The 15,925-nt window shown below is 44.2% G+C and carries 17 protein-coding genes; 10 read left to right on the forward strand and 7 right to left on the reverse strand.

The features are described 5' to 3' along the window. Nucleotides 1–147 precede the first annotated feature (147 nt). The 4 genes from AABK37_RS35095 to AABK37_RS35110 all read right to left on the reverse strand — a co-directional run bounded on the left by AABK37_RS35095 (nucleotide 148) and on the right by AABK37_RS35110 (nucleotide 5,302). Nucleotides 148–2,871 (reverse strand): PAS domain S-box protein, encoded by a 2,724-nt coding sequence (locus AABK37_RS35095; RefSeq protein ID WP_432556082.1) that lies wholly within the window; start codon nucleotides 2,869–2,871, stop codon nucleotides 148–150. A 445-nt stretch (nucleotides 2,872–3,316) separates the two neighbouring features. Beyond that, nucleotides 3,317–4,369 carry a WD40 repeat domain-containing protein gene (locus AABK37_RS35100; protein WP_432556083.1) on the reverse strand — a complete coding sequence of 351 codons (1,053 nt, stop codon included), beginning with the start codon at nucleotides 4,367–4,369 and terminating at the stop codon, nucleotides 3,317–3,319. A gap of 105 nt (nucleotides 4,370–4,474) precedes the next feature. Next, a complete protein-coding gene (locus AABK37_RS35105; RefSeq protein ID WP_432556084.1) occupies nucleotides 4,475–4,768 on the reverse strand; it encodes a hypothetical protein in 294 nt (97 codons plus the stop codon). 363 nt (nucleotides 4,769–5,131) lie between these two features. After that, complete coding sequence (locus AABK37_RS35110) at nucleotides 5,132–5,302, reverse strand: chlorophyll a/b-binding protein (RefSeq protein ID WP_029637203.1); 171 nt, start codon at nucleotides 5,300–5,302, stop codon at nucleotides 5,132–5,134. Nucleotides 5,303–5,621: 319 nt separating this feature from the next. Here AABK37_RS35110 and ald point away from each other — a divergent pair, with 319 nt between their 5' ends. The 10 genes from ald (at nucleotide 5,622) to AABK37_RS35160 (ending at nucleotide 12,504) form a co-directional block, all read left to right on the forward strand. Next, the gene (ald, locus tag AABK37_RS35115; RefSeq protein WP_432556085.1) at nucleotides 5,622–6,713 is read left to right on the forward strand and encodes an alanine dehydrogenase; all 1,092 of its coding nucleotides are present in this window, start codon (nucleotides 5,622–5,624) and stop codon (nucleotides 6,711–6,713) included. Between the two features lie 558 nt (nucleotides 6,714–7,271). Beyond that, complete coding sequence (locus AABK37_RS35120) at nucleotides 7,272–7,496, forward strand: hypothetical protein (RefSeq protein ID WP_432556086.1); 225 nt, start codon at nucleotides 7,272–7,274, stop codon at nucleotides 7,494–7,496. A 70-nt stretch (nucleotides 7,497–7,566) separates the two neighbouring features. Next, nucleotides 7,567–8,199 carry a hypothetical protein gene (locus AABK37_RS35125; protein ID WP_432556087.1) on the forward strand — a complete coding sequence of 211 codons (633 nt, stop codon included), beginning with the start codon at nucleotides 7,567–7,569 and terminating at the stop codon, nucleotides 8,197–8,199. Next, nucleotides 8,196–8,339, forward strand: a complete 144-nt coding sequence (locus tag AABK37_RS35130; RefSeq protein ID WP_432556088.1) for a hypothetical protein — start codon at nucleotides 8,196–8,198, stop codon at nucleotides 8,337–8,339. Before AABK37_RS35125 ends, AABK37_RS35130 begins: the two co-directional genes overlap by 4 nt. Before the next feature lie 284 nt (nucleotides 8,340–8,623). Next, nucleotides 8,624–8,800: a CopG family transcriptional regulator gene (locus AABK37_RS35135; RefSeq protein ID WP_201280519.1), complete on the forward strand. Its 177-nt coding sequence runs from the start codon at nucleotides 8,624–8,626 to the stop codon at nucleotides 8,798–8,800. Nucleotides 8,801–8,808: 8 nt separating this feature from the next. After that, entirely contained in the window at nucleotides 8,809–9,117 is a 309-nt protein-coding gene (locus AABK37_RS35140; RefSeq protein ID WP_432556089.1) for a hypothetical protein, read from the forward strand. A gap of 71 nt (nucleotides 9,118–9,188) precedes the next feature. Beyond that, nucleotides 9,189–10,625, forward strand: coding sequence for a 9,9'-di-cis-zeta-carotene desaturase (zds, locus tag AABK37_RS35145; protein WP_432556090.1), 1,437 nt, complete (start codon nucleotides 9,189–9,191; stop codon nucleotides 10,623–10,625). 46 nt (nucleotides 10,626–10,671) lie between these two features. Continuing rightward, nucleotides 10,672–11,115 carry an SRPBCC family protein gene (locus AABK37_RS35150; protein ID WP_432556091.1) on the forward strand — a complete coding sequence of 148 codons (444 nt, stop codon included), beginning with the start codon at nucleotides 10,672–10,674 and terminating at the stop codon, nucleotides 11,113–11,115. Nucleotides 11,116–11,239: 124 nt separating this feature from the next. Then, nucleotides 11,240–11,917 (forward strand): potassium channel family protein, encoded by a 678-nt coding sequence (locus AABK37_RS35155; RefSeq protein ID WP_432556092.1) that lies wholly within the window; start codon nucleotides 11,240–11,242, stop codon nucleotides 11,915–11,917. Nucleotides 11,918–11,922: 5 nt separating this feature from the next. Then, nucleotides 11,923–12,504, forward strand: a complete 582-nt coding sequence (locus tag AABK37_RS35160) for a DUF3124 domain-containing protein (RefSeq protein WP_432556093.1) — start codon at nucleotides 11,923–11,925, stop codon at nucleotides 12,502–12,504. A gap of 7 nt (nucleotides 12,505–12,511) precedes the next feature. On the opposite strand, the gene AABK37_RS35165 is transcribed toward AABK37_RS35160, so the two are convergent. From AABK37_RS35165 to cobQ, 3 genes are read right to left on the reverse strand one after another with little or no spacing between them, the layout of a single operon-like run. Further along, nucleotides 12,512–14,065: a Na+/H+ antiporter gene (locus AABK37_RS35165; protein ID WP_432556094.1), complete on the reverse strand. Its 1,554-nt coding sequence runs from the start codon at nucleotides 14,063–14,065 to the stop codon at nucleotides 12,512–12,514. A 42-nt stretch (nucleotides 14,066–14,107) separates the two neighbouring features. Then, nucleotides 14,108–14,347 carry a 2Fe-2S iron-sulfur cluster-binding protein gene (locus tag AABK37_RS35170; RefSeq protein WP_432556095.1) on the reverse strand — a complete coding sequence of 80 codons (240 nt, stop codon included), beginning with the start codon at nucleotides 14,345–14,347 and terminating at the stop codon, nucleotides 14,108–14,110. Nucleotides 14,348–14,358: 11 nt separating this feature from the next. Further along, a complete protein-coding gene (cobQ, locus tag AABK37_RS35175) occupies nucleotides 14,359–15,840 on the reverse strand; it encodes a cobyric acid synthase CobQ (protein ID WP_432556096.1) in 1,482 nt (493 codons plus the stop codon). Between the last annotated feature and the right edge of the window lie 85 nt (nucleotides 15,841–15,925).

Consider the following 15,925-nt stretch of genomic DNA (forward strand, 5'->3'; position numbering starts at 1 on the left):
CCACATCACAAATAGTAGATGTCACGGTGAATAAATTCACCGTTGGCGCTACATCCCTGCTCTAAAGAGACAGGGTTTTGCACCTATCGCGCTTGTCTTATAAAAAATTAGTATTATAGCTTGCTTTAATTATGAATTATTCGGTCATTAATCAGGCGATCGCTCTTTGGCATTAAGTCTTTTTGTGAATTGAACGACGATCGCGATCGCGGCATTGGGGTCAACAGGTTTTGCAATGTGAGCTTGAAATCCAGCGGCGATCGCCTGCTGCTGGTCAATTTCTCCCGCGTAGGCAGTCAGGGCAATTGCCGGAACAAGTCTTGCTGGCTCCAGCGCCCGAATTTGTTGGATCAGCGCATATCCATCCATTTCTGGCATTCCAATATCACTTACAACCAGATCGAAAACAGACTGCTTGAACGCTTGCAGTGCCTCGATTGCCGATGCAACAGCAGTGACGATTGCACCCGCTTGCTCTAGAACGAAGGTAATAAAGTCTCGTGAGTCTGCATCGTCATCCACCACTAAGATATGGATGCCGCTTAAATCACTTGTTGAGACGGATGATTGCTCTGTTGACGGCAATTCACTAAAGCGAAAAGCAAGCGGAATTTGAACCGTAAACGTGGCTCCCTGGTCTTCACCCGGACTCTCAACCCAAATTATGCCGCCGTGCAGTTCCACAATTTGACGGGCGATCGCCAGTCCTAACCCCAAGCCGCCAAATTTGCGCGTGGTCGCTCCATCTTCCTGCCGGAAATGCTCAAACACATAAGGCAAAAAGTCAGGATTGATACCCTTTCCTGTGTCAGTGACTTGAATTTGGGCATCAGTGCCAGTTTGGGTTAACGTAACGGTGATTTGCCCCCCTTGAAAAGTGAATTTCACGGCATTGGATAAAAGATTCCAGACCACTTGCTGCAAACGTCCGGCATCGCCAATCACCTTTCCAACGTCGGGTGAGAGAGTTGTTTGAATGTGCAGCGATTTGGCTTCGGCGGCTAGTCGAACGGTTTCTAGAGCGGCTAAGATCACCATACTCAAGTCAACGGGCATCACATTCAAACTCAATTTGCCGCGTAGAATACGGGAGATGTCGAGCAGGTCTTCGATTAGTTGCGATTGTAACTTGGCATTGCGTTCGATTGTGGCAAGTGCAATCTTCGTTTTTGCTGCATCCAGTTTTCCCTGTTGCAACAACTTCGACCAGCCGAGAATCGGATTGAGCGGCGATCGCAACTCGTGAGACAAAACGGCAAGAAACTCATCTTTAATTCGGTTGGCAGTTTCGGCGGCTTCCCGTGCGGTCTGTTCGCGTTGCAGGAGTTGTTCGCGTTCAGCTTCGTGCGAAACGCGATCGGTGACATTCCGGAAATAAGTGGTGACTCCCTTCGCGGCAGGGTAGGTGCGGACTTCGTACCAGCGGTTGTGGTCGGGGTAAAACGCTGTTAGTGAAGCAGCGACGCGATCGCTCATCACGCGGCGGTGAAGCTGCTCAAACTCGCTGCCATTAAGACCCGGAAATTCTGACCAGAAGTTTTTTCCAATCAAATCGCCTGAAGCGCGTTCTAGCAAGTGTTCTGCCTGCCGATTCACGTAGGTAAACCGCCAATCCTGGTCTAGAGCGAAGAAGGCATCCGTAATACTCTCCAAGATATTCCGGCTCTGCTCCTCGCTTAAGAGCAAAGCTTTCTCGGCAAGTTTGCGATCGCTAATATCTTTGAACACGATGGCAACTTTTCGCTCCTCTGGCTGTCCAGTGCGGCAGGTATAAACGTCGAACCAACGGTTCATTGCTTCGGAGCCATTTTCAAACCGAACGGATTCACCCGTTAGTGCGACTTGACCGTAAATCTTAATCCAGTGGTCTTCAAGATCTGGAACTAACTGACGCGCCGTTTTACCGACTGCTTGTCGAAGTCCCGTTTGTTGCTCGAAGACGGGATTGATTTCCAAGAAGCGGTAATCGAGCGGCGTGTCGTTTTCGTCAAACAGCACTTCAATGACGCAGAAACCTTCATCTATGGACTCAAACAGCGTTCGATAGCGTTCCTCCGAGCGGCGTAAGGCGGACTCGGCAAGTTTTCTATCGTCAATGTCAATCACTGAGCCGATGTAGCCTTTAAACTCACCGTCTGCACTTTTCCAGGGACGCCCCGCATCAATGCAAGTGCGGTATTCACCGTCAAAGCGCCGCAAGCGATATTCTAGTTGAAACGCTTCTTGGCGAGCGTTGGCGGCGAGAAAAATAATTTTGGAGGATTCGCGATCGTCTGGATGGGTGACATCAAGCCAGCCAAACCCTAACCCTGCTTCCTCGGTTTGCCCAGAGAAGTCATACCAACTTCGACTGAGGTAGGTGCAGTAGCCCGTTGGATCGGTCACCCAAATCATCATCGGGGCATTGTCTGCCATATCGCGGAATCGCTGCTCACTTGACCGCAAAGTAGGTTCGAGTTGCGGCTCGTTTTGTTGTGAACTGGCAACTTCACTAAACGTTGTGATAACCGCATAGGAAGTTGTGGTATCCCCTTGGAATAAAGGCGTTGAATTCAGCCGCAACCACACCAAATCGCCGCTTGGTTTATAAAAGCCCATCACCACATTGCGACAGGGCAAACCCTGTCGCAAAGCTACGTGCGCCGGATAATCCTCTGGCGCAACAACAGAACCATCGGGATAAATCGCCTGCCATACAGGTTCAAACAAGGTGGTGCCAACAAGCTGTTTAGCACTGTAGCCCAACAGTCGCTCTGCAACCAAATCGCAGGACTCGATTGTGCTATCTGCCAACTGGAAGATTATACCAGTCTCACTTTCAACGCCAATTGACCGCCCATTATTAAGAGCGTTTTCTGCCCTTTGAAACATTCGGAATTCCTCGTCCTGCATTGCACCACATATTAGTTCTAAAGCCTGCTAAATTTCTTCGTCAAAGTATTCACACAAGCAGGGCTTGAGCGCAGATTTGCTCTCACTTGTGGGGAGAATTTTTCAGGTGACGCAACTGACGGACGAAGATGCCCATGTCGGTACAAGACTAGTCTGATGTGCGGAGTGTGGTTGCCATAATGCCTAATAGTCTTTGATCGACAACCGATCAAACGCTATTTAATCGATCAAATAACGCAAAGTATTCATTAAGCATCTATCTCAAGATGTAGATTTAGCGCTTCAGTCAAATACTTAGTGTTTGACAGCAATTTACAATTTTCCTTTCATGGTGAAATTAGTGCCTATTTGTAGGGACAATTCATGAATTGTCCCTACATTCGCTGTGATAATGCAAGAGTACATAACTCTTGATCGCTTTAATTTACTGACTGCGCCAAACCTGGACTTTTTTATCAAATCCACCGCTAGCCAGCATTTGACCATCAGGACTAAAAGCGATCGCACTCACCCAATCTGAATGTCCGTAAAGTGTCTTTATTAACTCGCCTGTAGTCAAATTCCACACTTTAATACCATCTCTACCAGCACTAGCTAAAGTTTGTCCATCTGGATTTATAGCGATCGCATTCACCCAGTTATCATGTCCTCTAAGAGTTTTACTCAGTTCTCCACTATTCAAATTCCAAAGTTTAATCGTGCGATCGCGACTAGCAGTAACTAAAGTTTTCCCGTCTGGTGTAAAAACTACCGCACTGACTGTATTAGAATGCGCTTTTAATCCACGAATTAACTTACCAGTACTCAAATCCCATAGTTTAATTACACCTTTATTATCACCGCTAGCAAGCATTTGACCATCAGGACTTATCGCCAAAGTAAAAATTGCATTATCAAAGCGTGCCAGAGTCGCTAGGGGGCGCTGCTGTAACAAATCCCACATGCGAATCCCATCTAAAGCACCACTAACAAGAACCTTACTATCAGGCGATACCGCTAAAGACAATATATTACTGGTATGCCCGACAAAAGACCGGGTAAAGTAATTCTTTTTCAGGTTCCAAAGATTGATAGTATTGTCATTACTACAGCTAACTAAAGTTTTACCATCTGGTGAAATCAGCAAAGATTCTACAGCTGTTTTATGGGCTTTGCGAATAGTCCCTACCCTTTTACCAGTCTTAGTATTCCACAAACGAATTACACCTTCATTTTCAGCACCGCCACTTACCAGAACTTTGCTATCTGGACTGAAGGCTAAAGATTTAATCGTTCCCGCGTGTCCGCTAAAACTATAAAGTAATTGTGGATTAGCAAAGCCTTGAGGAGCTTGGGACGGTACTACTTCAACAGTAGCATCAGCCGCACGAACACAAAACCCTTCCCAAAACATAACAGGAAGGGCAACTGTAGCAAATGCCACAAAAATATACGGACGCAAGAAAGTACCGCCCCTACCTTTTCCCTTACTCCTCACTCTTTTTCCTCACTTTTTCATTCTTGCGCGTTAATTAATTTTTCCCAGTTATCAATTATAAGTTACGAATTATACTCCTAACTTCTAACTCCTACTCCGTTCTTTTTACAGCGGTGGTTTTTTCTTAGAAACCGTTAGCAGCGGTAAGGCAGAAGTAGACGAGCGAGAGGGCAAATAATGTTGCACCACAGGCTCTTCTGGTAAAGGGCGACTCTGCTGGATGCGCCACCAGCGCCATGCAAGGGTTATACCAGCAGTTCCCAAACCAAAAGCGAACAATGACCAGCTATTGTCAAATCCACCAATCAGCGCCTCGACAATGCCCATCGTAATCAATGCACTAACTAATGGTTCTCTACGGTACGTTGACTTCAAAAAACGAGGTAATACAGCATTCATTTTTTGCTTGCTTGGTTCCTGTTGACAATATATGTGTAAATTTACCGAGAATACATCACCCTCTTGGCACTTTTAATTAGAGCCACTAAGAGATTATAATTATCTATTAGTAAGGGAGAGAAGTGTAAAAATTAACTTGCTTGCATAAAATGCTTGCATATAGTTGCAAGTCTAGGATAACACTTACATTCAAAGCGTGTGGTTCGCCGTTGAGCAGCTTTAAACAACTCGTGGCGCGAGGTACGCAATTAACTTGCAATTTTAACCAGCTGATACCAACTGGTTAAAATTTCAACAACTCACGCTTACAACTTTCAAGAAGTCAGCAAGCAGAAGTAATGGTGTTTGTGCACTCCATCAGCTCTATCTTAGACCGAGCCATGATAGCACTCCTTGATTGGTGAAGTATTCAATTGCCACCATCAAGATGAAACCAATCATGGCAGCTCGACCATTCAAGCGTTCAGCATATTCATTAAAGCCAAATTTTGGCTCTTCTAATTTGGGCGTAACGGTCGGTTGTGGTTGTGTCATCATAGAGAACTTGTATTTTCTGCAAACTGAACTTTACATTGATTAAGTCGGAACAACGGAAAAGAAACAGCGTATTAGTGCTTAAATGTCAACCAAAAAAATTGGCAAAATTTCCGCACTATTGCTCTTGCGTAACATTTTTTAATTATTCTTTATATATTTTAAGAATACTGGAGCAATAGTCAAGGGCAATTAAAAAGACGACAGGTGAGGATAACACAACTAGCGATCGCTCGATAATTAGCTATCTCTAATACGGAAGTAGCAAGCTAGAAACTGGCAGGCTAAAGTTAAACAAAAAATCAATCAGAGGCAGTAAATGGAAATTGGCGTTCCTAAGGAAAGTAAAGATCAAGAGTTTCGGGTAGGGTTGAGTCCTTCTAGCGTGCGGGTGTTGCGGGAAAATGGTCACAACATTTTTGTAGAAACACAGGCTGGTACTGGTGCTGGATTTACAGATGATGATTATAAAAGCGTTGGAGGAGAAATTGTTTCTACACCTGATGCTGCTTGGAATCGGGATTTAGTTGTCAAGGTGAAAGAACCACTGACATCAGAATATAAATTTTTACAAAAAGGGCAGTTACTGTTTACTTATTTGCATTTAGCAGCCGATCGCAAATTGACCGAGCATTTAATAGATTGTGGCACATGTGCGATCGCCTACGAAACTGTAGAACAACCTGGTGCGAACAAATTACCTTTGCTCTCTCCCATGAGCATCATTGCCGGTCGTTTATCAGTACAATTTGGTGCAAGGTTCCTCGAACGTCAGCAAGGTGGTAGAGGCGTGCTTTTGGGCGGTGTTCCCGGTGTCAAACCAGGTAAAGTAGTAATTTTAGGCGGCGGTGTCGTTGGCACAGAAGCCGCGAAAATTGCCGTGGGTATGGGTGCCTCTGTCCAGATTTTAGACGTTAATGTTGAGCGTTTATCTTACTTAGAAACTTTATTTGGCTCTAGAGTCGAACTGCTTTACAGTAACTCCGCCCACATCGAAACCGCAGTCAAAGAAGCTGACTTGCTGATTGGTGCAGTTTTAATTCCCGGACGTAGGGCACCGATTTTAGTCAAGCGTGACTTAGTTAAACAAATGCGTCCTGGTTCTGTAATTATCGATGTTGCCGTCGATCAAGGCGGTTGTGTAGAAACTTTACATCCTACATCCCACACCAGCCCGATATATCTCGAAGAAGATGTAGTGCATTATGGCGTTCCCAATATGCCAGGGGCAGTACCTTGGACAGCAACTCAAGCTCTCAACAATAGTACATTACCATACGTTGTCGAGTTAGCAAATCTCGGAACCAAAGCGTTAGAAATTAATTCAGCATTAGCCAAAGGTGTAAATGTACAAAATCATCGCTTAGTCCATCCTGCCGTGCAGTCAGTTTTTCCGGACTTAGTAAATTAGTTTTTCACGACACTTAGCTAATTTCTATCTACGTAAAATCACGTTTGCTCGTTTTGATGAATGTATCAAAACTATAAATGTCTAAATTTCCACAGTGGTCTGTAGCATCGAACGTGAACTTATTTTCCTTGAAAAAAGTAAAAAATTAGGAAATTGGGGTAGATACCATACTTGTATAGGATTTACGCGGCGAAGAAAACTCCGTTTAAATGCGTAAGTCCTATTTTTATTTGGCAAGTGTTTTAATAAGTACTTATTTATTTGTCAATAGAATTAATCAAAACTTTAGGCTCTCATCTTTTGCTTTGTATATTTTTTATAAAGAACAAAAAGAACATTGCGTATGCTTTGAATAAAGATTACTTAAAGCACATAAATCATAGCTATAATAAACAAAGAATCAAGAAAAATGTATCTAATAATGGTTTTTTTACAAAAACCAAAAATACATGATGAGTCTACCTAAAGAAGTTTTTGGCAGTAATTTCAAGCCAAACTTAAATCAACAAGGAGGAAGGAGGTGTTGAATCTTTAGCGCAGCAATGGGCTAAAAAGTATTTGCAAAACCTCCAAGTTGATGAAGACGATAAACAAACGACTGACACGGTGAGTTTAAAAGAAGCTGTCTCGCAAGCGGGACGAGAAAAAACAGCTGACATAATGGAATCTTTACGCAGCGTTAATGTAAAAGCTTGGAACAAAACTGAAGCGCTTTTAGCAGCGGAAGTTAAACGCCATAACATTAAACCCAATTTGATTAATACGAAGGGAAATTGCGGCTGATTCTTTTAATATTTACCAAACAGCTTTGGATGTATACATCCGAGCATTATTGCGGCAATTATCTACAGTAATGAAACTGGCTCGTGAAGATGAGTTGCTTTATAAAAAGGCGCTCTTAATTTCCACGTCTCAGGTAGCACCTAGCCAGTTAGCCTCGGCAATTAGCGCAAATGTTGGAGCGATGCACAGCAAATATACCAAAGACGATCCTAGAGTTATTGGCTTTGAAATAATGCAATTTCATTACACTAGCCAGATGCTTTTAGAACCGCTGTCTCCTATAGAGCGATGTCTGACGACAAGTCGCTGCGCGTCTACGCTTGTTGGTGCATACTTTAAAGTTATTGGCGATCGCATGTATATGCCACTGCAACGCGCTTATGCAGCGTCAGCAGTACAACAACTATTGCCTCATAGCACACAAATTGCCAAAAATGTTTTCCAAAAGATAGTGAAAATTTATCCAATTTCTCGTTCTTACACCGATTTTTTGAGTGACTCTATGGTAAAAACCTCTCTTCTTCGAGATGTAGAAATGTTTCAAGTCTACCTTTGGGTATGTGCTTTAGAAAAAGACATATCCAAAGGTTCAACAAAAATTATTTCCATTGTGTGTCATGCTTTATCCCACATTAAAAGTGCAGTGGGAACTTATTCGCGTTCTTCTGCACTTGCTAGGACAGGAAATTCGCGTTCTTCTTGACTGCCAAACAAGCTAACACCTTAATGCCATATTTTCAGGTTATGTGGCAGATGTTCTCTCCAGAAGTGTTTGGTGAACTCGATCAGGATAGAAAATCAGACAACATTGATGACGAATTTTGGCAAGCGTTATTTAGCTAACAGAAGGTATCTCAACTTAATCTATAAAATTTTACATTATGGCTTAAGTCATTCTGTCACTGACTGCATTTCCTTCTCCAGCCAGTGTGCGCTCTGTGTCCTGTCACAACACCAACAATTAAATTTTCCTTTTTATATTTTATTAGAAAATAAGGAATCATGTGACAAAACCAGCATTTTTCTGATTAGTGACGCTGCTTGTTTCCTGACAAGAACTCTGATATTCTTATCACTTTCATCTCTGAGTTAGATTTCTTTGATGATGTTAATATACAGCAAATAAGATGATAATGACTAATAAAAAGTGGGCTGTGAAACGTATTACTGTAAATCTTGCAACACAAGAAGCAGAAAAACTCGAAAAATATTGTCAGCAGACAGGTAGACCAGCAACTGATGTAATTCGAGAATTGATCCGAGGGTTGCAAGTTTCTGACGATACCAACGGATCAAAAAGCTGAGGACTTTCTTGACAAAAAGACAAGGGGGACAGGGAGGACAAGGGGGATTTTCAGAGGGGAAAAGGGAAAAGCCCAATACCCAATGCCCAATACCCAATGACGGCAGGTGCGCGGTTGTCGGCATCCCCGACGGCAGGTGCTTCAACGCTCGTGACCTCCCTTCGGGTTCGCCACTTCGACGGGAACGCCAGTCCGCTCAACGCGGGGAACCCGCGCACGCGGCTGGCTCCGGAAACCGACACCGCCGAGTGGACTCACCGCAACGCACTGCCTCCCCAATGCCCAATGCCCAATGCTCAATACCTAATGACTATTGACTGAATACGAGTAGCAAATTCCGGCACCAACCCAGTTACAATCTGTAAAGAAGCTGAAAGGGAAAGACGGAATGCGTGTTGCAATCGTAGGTGCGGGACTGGCTGGACTAGCAACGGCAGTAGATTTAGCTGATGCGGGTTGTGAAGTCCAGATTTTTGAGTCCCGTCCGTTTGTGGGTGGTAAAGTTAGTAGTTGGGTTGATAATGATGGCAATCACGTTGAAATGGGGTTGCATGTATTTTTTGGGTGCTACTACCAGCTATTTGAACTGATGAAGAAAGTAGGGGCGTTTGACAACTTACGCCTCAAAGAACACACCCACACCTTTATCAACAAAGGGGGACAAACTGGTGCCTTGGATTTTCGTTTCTTTACAGGTGCGCCATTTAATGGGTTCAAAGCATTTTTTACAACTTCTCAACTCTCGGTTTTGGATAAATTGCAGAATGCTTTAGCCTTAGCTACAAGCCCGGTAGTGCGCGGTTTGGTAGACTTTGATGGAGCGATGAAAAATATCCGCAACTTGGATAAAGTCAGCTTTGCCGATTGGTTCCGCAGTCACGGCGGCAGTAATGGTAGCATCAAACGCATGTGGAACCCGATCGCCTACGCATTGGGTTTTATTGATTGCGAAAATATGTCTGCCCGCTGTATGTTGACAATTTTCCAGTTATTTGCTGTGAGAACCGAAGCATCAATACTGCGAATGCTTGAAGGTTCCCCCCATGAGTATTTGCACAAGCCGATATTAGAATATTTAGAAGCTAGAGGAACCAAAGTTTACACGCGTCGGCAAGTGCGGGAAATTAAGTTTACTTCCGGCGATGAAACTCACGTTACTGGTATCACGGTTGCCCAAGGTGAGACAGAAGAAAATATCACCGCTGATGCCTACGTCTTTGCTTGCGATGTGCCCGGAATTCAGCGGATTATACCACAAGAGTGGCGCAAGTGGTCAGAATTTGACAATATTTATAAGTTAGAAGCGGTGCCAGTGGCAACAGTGCAATTGCGGTTTGATGGTTGGGTAACGGAATTGCAAGACTCTGAGAAACGCAAACAGCTAAATCATGCGGCGGGCATAGATAATTTGCTGTATACTGCCGATGCTGACTTTTCTTGTTTTGCGGATATGGCTTTGACTAGCCCTGCTGATTATTATCGAGAAGGTGAGGGTTCGTTGATGCAATTGGTGCTGACACCCGGAGATGCGTTTATTAAACAAAGTAACGAGGCGATCGCTTCTCACGTCCTCAAACAAGTACAAGAGTTGTTTCCCTCGTCGCGAGAGCTAAATATGACTTGGTACAGTGTAGTCAAGCTTGCTCAGTCTCTTTATCGGGAAGCACCAGGAATGGATGTTTACCGTCCTGATCAAAAGACACCAATACCTAACTTTTTTCTTGCTGGTAGTTATACCCAGCAAGATTATATCGATAGCATGGAGGGAGCGACAATATCCGGGCGGCGTGCGGCAAAGGTAATTTTAGAGAATGTGAAGAAGTAAAGATTAGGGAAACGAACCACGAAGACGCGAAGGACGCAAAGAAAGAATGGCAGACTGGCTAGAGCATAGTGTGCAGGTAGAAGTAGAGGCTCCTATAGAGTTAGTATGGAGCCTCTGGTCAGATTTGGAGCAAATGCCGCGCTGGATGAAGTGGATTGATTCTGTGAAGGTTCCGGAAGATAATCCAGAGCTATCTTTTTGGACACTTAATACTGGCGGTTTGCAGTTTACCTGGAAATCCCGCATTATGAAGATGATTCCCAATCAGATTATTCAATGGGAATCAATTGATGGTTTGCCAAATCAAGGAGCGATTCGCTTTTACGATCGCAAAAATAGCAGTATTGTTAAACTTAGCATTTCCTATGCTATCCCCGGTATCCTTGGCAAAATCATGGATAATTTGTTTTTGGGACGAGCGGTAGAATCTACGATTAAAGCTGATTTAGAACGGTTTAGAGAATACGCCCTCAATGTAAAATCGAATTAAATTAGAAGCAATCTTAACAATTGGGTTGATGCTCTCAAAGGTGTCAAACAGAGAAGGAAAGCTATACCTTCACTCGCTTGCTAGCCTGTAAAGTGAAGTAGTAAGTTGAACATCAGGAGCAGCTATGTACGTGCTAATTGGTGGAGCAGGCTTAGTAGGGGTGAGTTTGGCTCAAAAATTGGTAGAACTAGGGCATACTGTTGCCGTCATTGACATTGATCGTAATGCTTGCCGTTATGCGCGTGAACAAGTAGGAGCGATGGCTTTTGAAGGCAGTGCTGTGAGTACAGAAGTATTGTTAGAAGCTGGGATTCGTAAAGCCGACTCTTTAGTGGCTGCTCTGCGAAATGATGCTTTGAACTTGGCAATGGTGACTCTTGCCAAGCACTACGGTGTTCCCCATATTCTGGCTCGGATGCGCCACTCTGATTTTGCTGAACCATTTCGTTTGGCAGGAGCCAACCATATTATTGGTAGTGTTGAGCTAGCGGTTTCAACGATGGTAAATGCCATTGAGTATCCGCAAGTAGAATCGATGATGCATTTTGACCAGGGGCAGATTGAAGTTTTGAAACTCTCCATTCCCAACAATTGCTACGTGGTTGGTCGTACCATTGCCGAAATTGCTCAGGATTCCCGGTTTCCCACTGGCTCTCTAATTATTGGCTATCAACCCCATCCCCACGAAGATTTGATGATTCCTAACGGCAGTACAGTACTGGAACCCAATTCAACTGTGCTAATTGTGACTAAACCAGGCTCGTTACATCAAGTCATTGATTTTATCGAAGGCTGTAAATAATTTTAATGAAGCTGTACCTAAATTTTTATTTAGCAATTGCTGTTATTGTTCTTGCGTCTTGCACATCAGCTGAGGTTCCACCAAAGTCACAATCCGATACAACTGTGCCAACTCCATCTCAAAAGGTGGTCACTTTGGATGAAAATTTCAAAATAGCAATGGGTCAAACCATCTATGTCCCCGTCTATTCCCATATCTATCATCAGGATCAGCAGAAAGAAGAGAAAATTTTCAATTTAGCGGCTACGCTTAGTATTCGGAATACAGATTTGACCAAACCTATCATCATTACTTCTGTACGCTACTACGATTCAAATGGTAAGTTAGTTAAACAATATTTAGAGCGCCCGATTGAACTTAGTGCGATCGCTTCTTGTGATTTTGTCGTGAATAAAACTGACACCAGTGGAGGTTTAGGAGCAAACTTTATCGTGGAGTGGGTAGCCCAAACAGAAGTTTCTCAGCCTGTAGTCGAGGCAGTTATGATTGGTACTGACTTTCAGCAAGGAATTTCTTTTATTAGTCCCGGCAGGGTGATCAAAACTCAAAGCGATCGCCAGCGCTCATCTTCTGTGCAGGGTTCTTAAAAAGCTATCAATCATCCTCAAGTCGGAGCAGTTGTTTATCTATAATTTGTATCCGTCCGCGCACAATTTCTTCTGATAGAATTCGCTTACGCATTGCTTCGGTTAGCGCTCCTTTCTCCGCTAGCAGTAAACGACGACGAATAGCATCAAGTTTATTGTGTTCGCCACTTTTGGGATGAAACTCCTCCAAACGGCGATTATACAATTCACGCAGTGTCTTTTCTGCTCCTGCCACTCGCACCTGATAAGCTGAACGCATCTCTTCATAGACGGCTTTTGGTAACACCCCTGATTTCAACAGGCTATCTAATTCATCTTGTGCTGCTTTACCCGTCATCAGCTGGGCTTGCAATTCTTCAACCTGCTGACGAGATTCGGAGAACTTAGACAACTGTAAACGTTTTACCAACCACGGCAAACTCACCCCCTGCCCAACAAGGGAAAGCAACACCGTACCAAATACTATGGCAATCAATTGCTCTCGTCCTGTTATTGTTGTGGGTATGCTGAACGCTAGCGCCATAGAAAGAGAGCCTTTGATATTGCCAAGAAACAAAACATGTTGCCAGCGCCACGGAATTGGACGGTCAAACCAACGCACCATAGCTAACAACGGATAGACACAAAGTAGGCGTCCTACCTGGTAAGCGAGAATCGCTAGCAGCACAGCGGGCAGAGTTCTCCAGAGAGTTATTAAGTCAATTTCTATACCGATGAGTAGAAAAATGAAGCTGTTGACACCAAAACCCGCAGATTCCCAAAAGCTTAACAATGTTAATCGAGTAGAAGCAGATACACTACTTGAAAGCCCAAAGGTTCCGACAATTAGCCCAGCAACAACCACAGCCACCACACCAGAGACGTGCAAAAAATGCCCGATTTGAAAGGCTCCTAATGCCACTGCTACCGTTAGTAAGATACTACTAAGCGGATCATCCGCTCGGACAAATAAACCACTACTCAAATAACCCAAGACTAGCCCCACCAGGATACCGCCAACAACCACCACAAAAAATTCTTGTAATCCATCCAGAATTGTGAGTGAGCCTGCCGTATTAACTTCCAAAATCAGGCTAAATAAAACCAGCGCCACACCATCATTAAATAAACTTTCCCCCTCAACAATGGTTGAAAGACGGGAAGGGACAGGCACTTCCTTAAACACAGCAATTACGGAAACAGTATCCGTAATTGCCAAAATCACCCCAAGCAACAGTGCCTCAGTCCAAGTCAGTCTCAGTCCCCATTTCAACAGCACTGCCGTTACGCCAGAGGAAATCACAACCCCTGGTGCTGCCAACAGAACTATTGGTTTAATAGTGCTGCGGAGGCGGCTAATATCGGTATTGATAGCTGCCTCAAATAGGAGAATCGGCAGAAACAGATCCAAAATCAGGGAAGAATCCAGACCAATACGCCGTGGTAAGAGTTCAGTGATGGCTAAACCCCCTAACACTAAACCCGTGACATAAGAGACTCGCAACCGACGGCATAACAGGGCTACACCAGTGGCAACGACTAGGAGAATAATTAAAATCTGTACTAATTGAGCAACATCCACTTTGGTTTTAGAAATTTGTTGTGACTTCTCTGATAAATGCCATTACCAAGTTGGATCGCTAAACAAATTAATCGTCAACTCCTCGTCTTTTGGCGGTACTGAGGTAATACAAGCGCGAATAATATCGCCATCATCTAATTCCACACTGCAAGCATGACACGACCCCATCAAACAACCGGTGGGAATGAATATTCCGGCTCGATCTGCGACATCCAGCAGAGATTCTCCCACTTCGGCATCAACCGTGACATCATCTGGTAAAAAGCGGACGCGGACACTCATAAAATACCAGTTTACTGAGATAAAAACGGAGTTAAGTCTAAATGGCGTTCTATTTCCGTCGCAAGGGAGTCTAAGACATTTTCTCGCTCTTCGCGGTAGTTGGCAACGCCCGTAGGTAGAGATTTTAAACCCCTTTGTTGACGCAAGCGATTTAACCAAGCACGACGCCAGGGACCATTGTCAAAAATACCGTGGAGATAAGTACCCCAAACTGATTGGCAACTATCTACCAAACCTAAATTAATATCGTCAAATAAAGGTTGGAAAGCTTTAGAATCTGTTCCTGGCATTTCGATGCGCGATCGCCCTTGGTGAATTTCAAAGCCATTTACCGGCAAGCCCATTTGCGGAAAATTCGAGCTAACTTGGCGCTGACGGGCGATTTTCTGTCCGGTAATCACAGTTTTTATCGGTAATAAATTCAACCCTTGATATCTGCCGGCTTGTCCTTCTATCCCCTCCGGATCGGCTATCATTTGACCGAGCATTTGATACCCCCCGCAGATACCCAAAACTGTACCACCAGATGCGGCATAATGTTGAATTGCTTCTGCCATACCACTTTTTTGCAATAATAGCAAGTCGGGAATTGTGGTTTTTGTTCCGGGAATAATTACCGCATCTGGATGTCCCAAATCTTGCTTGGGGCTTAAGTATTTTAGTGCAACTGAGGATTCTGATTCTAAGGGGTCAAAGTCGGTAAAATTGGCAATTCTTGGTAAGCGAATAACCGCAATGTTAAGCTCGTTGATGTTTTTGCTAGATTTCCGATCCAGCAGGTCAAGCGAATCTTCTGCGGGAAACAGATGTTCTAAGTAAGGAATAACACCGACAACGGGAATACCAGTACGCTCTTCTAACCATTTGATTCCTGGTTCCAAGAGCGATCGCTGTCCGCGAAACTTGTTAATTACTACACCGCGAATTAAAGCGCGTTCCTCTGGGTCTAGTAATTCCAAAGTCCCCACAACATGGGCAAAAGCACCACCCCGGTCAATATCAACTACCAGTAGCGTGGCTGCATTCAAATGTTTTGCTACCCGCATATTCGTTAAGTCGCGGTGCTTGAGATTAATTTCCGCAGGACTACCGGCACCCTCGCAAACCAGCATATCAAACTCTGTTCCTAAATGCTGAAGCGATTCTTCAATTGCTCGCCAACCCAGGTCAAAATATTGCTCGTAGTACTCTGCGGCACCCACTTTGCCTACAGGCTTACCCTTAATAATTACCTGGGAGGTCATATCTCCTTGGGGTTTGAGTAAAATTGGGTTCATTTCCACCCAAGGAACGACTCCCGCAGCCCAAGCTTGTACCGCTTGCGCGTAACCCATTTCACCTCCATTAGCGGTGACATAAGAATTTAAAGCCATATTTTGACCTTTAAAGGGAGCCACTCGCCAACCACGCCGCGCTAGAAGGCGACAAATAGCTGCGGTTATCAGTGATTTACCTGCGTGGGATGTTGTCCCCACTACCATAATTGATTTCATAAAGAACTATTGCGATTTTTCTAGATAAGGGGGGATTAGGGAGAGGGGGAGAGGGGGAAAAGGGGAGGGAGGGAGAGGGAAGAGA

Source organism: Tolypothrix sp. VBCCA 56010 (assembly GCF_050875635.1).
Lineage (GTDB): Bacteria > Cyanobacteriota > Cyanobacteriia > Cyanobacteriales > Nostocaceae > Hassallia.

What these genes read in the sequence shown, in the direction of transcription:
- AABK37_RS35095 (WP_432556082.1), bottom strand. Translation starts at nt 2,871, where the DNA reads ATGTTTCAAAGGGCAGAAAACGCTCTTAATAATGGGCGGTCAATTGGC.
- AABK37_RS35105 (WP_432556084.1), bottom strand. Translation starts at nt 4,768, where the DNA reads ATGAATGCTGTATTACCTCGTTTTTTGAAGTCAACGTACCGTAGAGAA.
- AABK37_RS35110 (WP_029637203.1), bottom strand. Translation starts at nt 5,302, where the DNA reads ATGACACAACCACAACCGACCGTTACGCCCAAATTAGAAGAGCCAAAA.
- ald (WP_432556085.1), top strand. Translation starts at nt 5,622, where the DNA reads ATGGAAATTGGCGTTCCTAAGGAAAGTAAAGATCAAGAGTTTCGGGTA.
- AABK37_RS35125 (WP_432556087.1), top strand. Translation starts at nt 7,567, where the DNA reads ATGAAACTGGCTCGTGAAGATGAGTTGCTTTATAAAAAGGCGCTCTTA.
- AABK37_RS35135 (WP_201280519.1), top strand. Translation starts at nt 8,624, where the DNA reads ATGATAATGACTAATAAAAAGTGGGCTGTGAAACGTATTACTGTAAAT.
- zds (WP_432556090.1), top strand. Translation starts at nt 9,189, where the DNA reads ATGCGTGTTGCAATCGTAGGTGCGGGACTGGCTGGACTAGCAACGGCA.
- AABK37_RS35150 (WP_432556091.1), top strand. Translation starts at nt 10,672, where the DNA reads ATGGCAGACTGGCTAGAGCATAGTGTGCAGGTAGAAGTAGAGGCTCCT.
- AABK37_RS35155 (WP_432556092.1), top strand. Translation starts at nt 11,240, where the DNA reads ATGTACGTGCTAATTGGTGGAGCAGGCTTAGTAGGGGTGAGTTTGGCT.
- AABK37_RS35160 (WP_432556093.1), top strand. Translation starts at nt 11,923, where the DNA reads ATGAAGCTGTACCTAAATTTTTATTTAGCAATTGCTGTTATTGTTCTT.
- AABK37_RS35170 (WP_432556095.1), bottom strand. Translation starts at nt 14,347, where the DNA reads ATGAGTGTCCGCGTCCGCTTTTTACCAGATGATGTCACGGTTGATGCC.
- cobQ (WP_432556096.1), bottom strand. Translation starts at nt 15,840, where the DNA reads ATGAAATCAATTATGGTAGTGGGGACAACATCCCACGCAGGTAAATCA.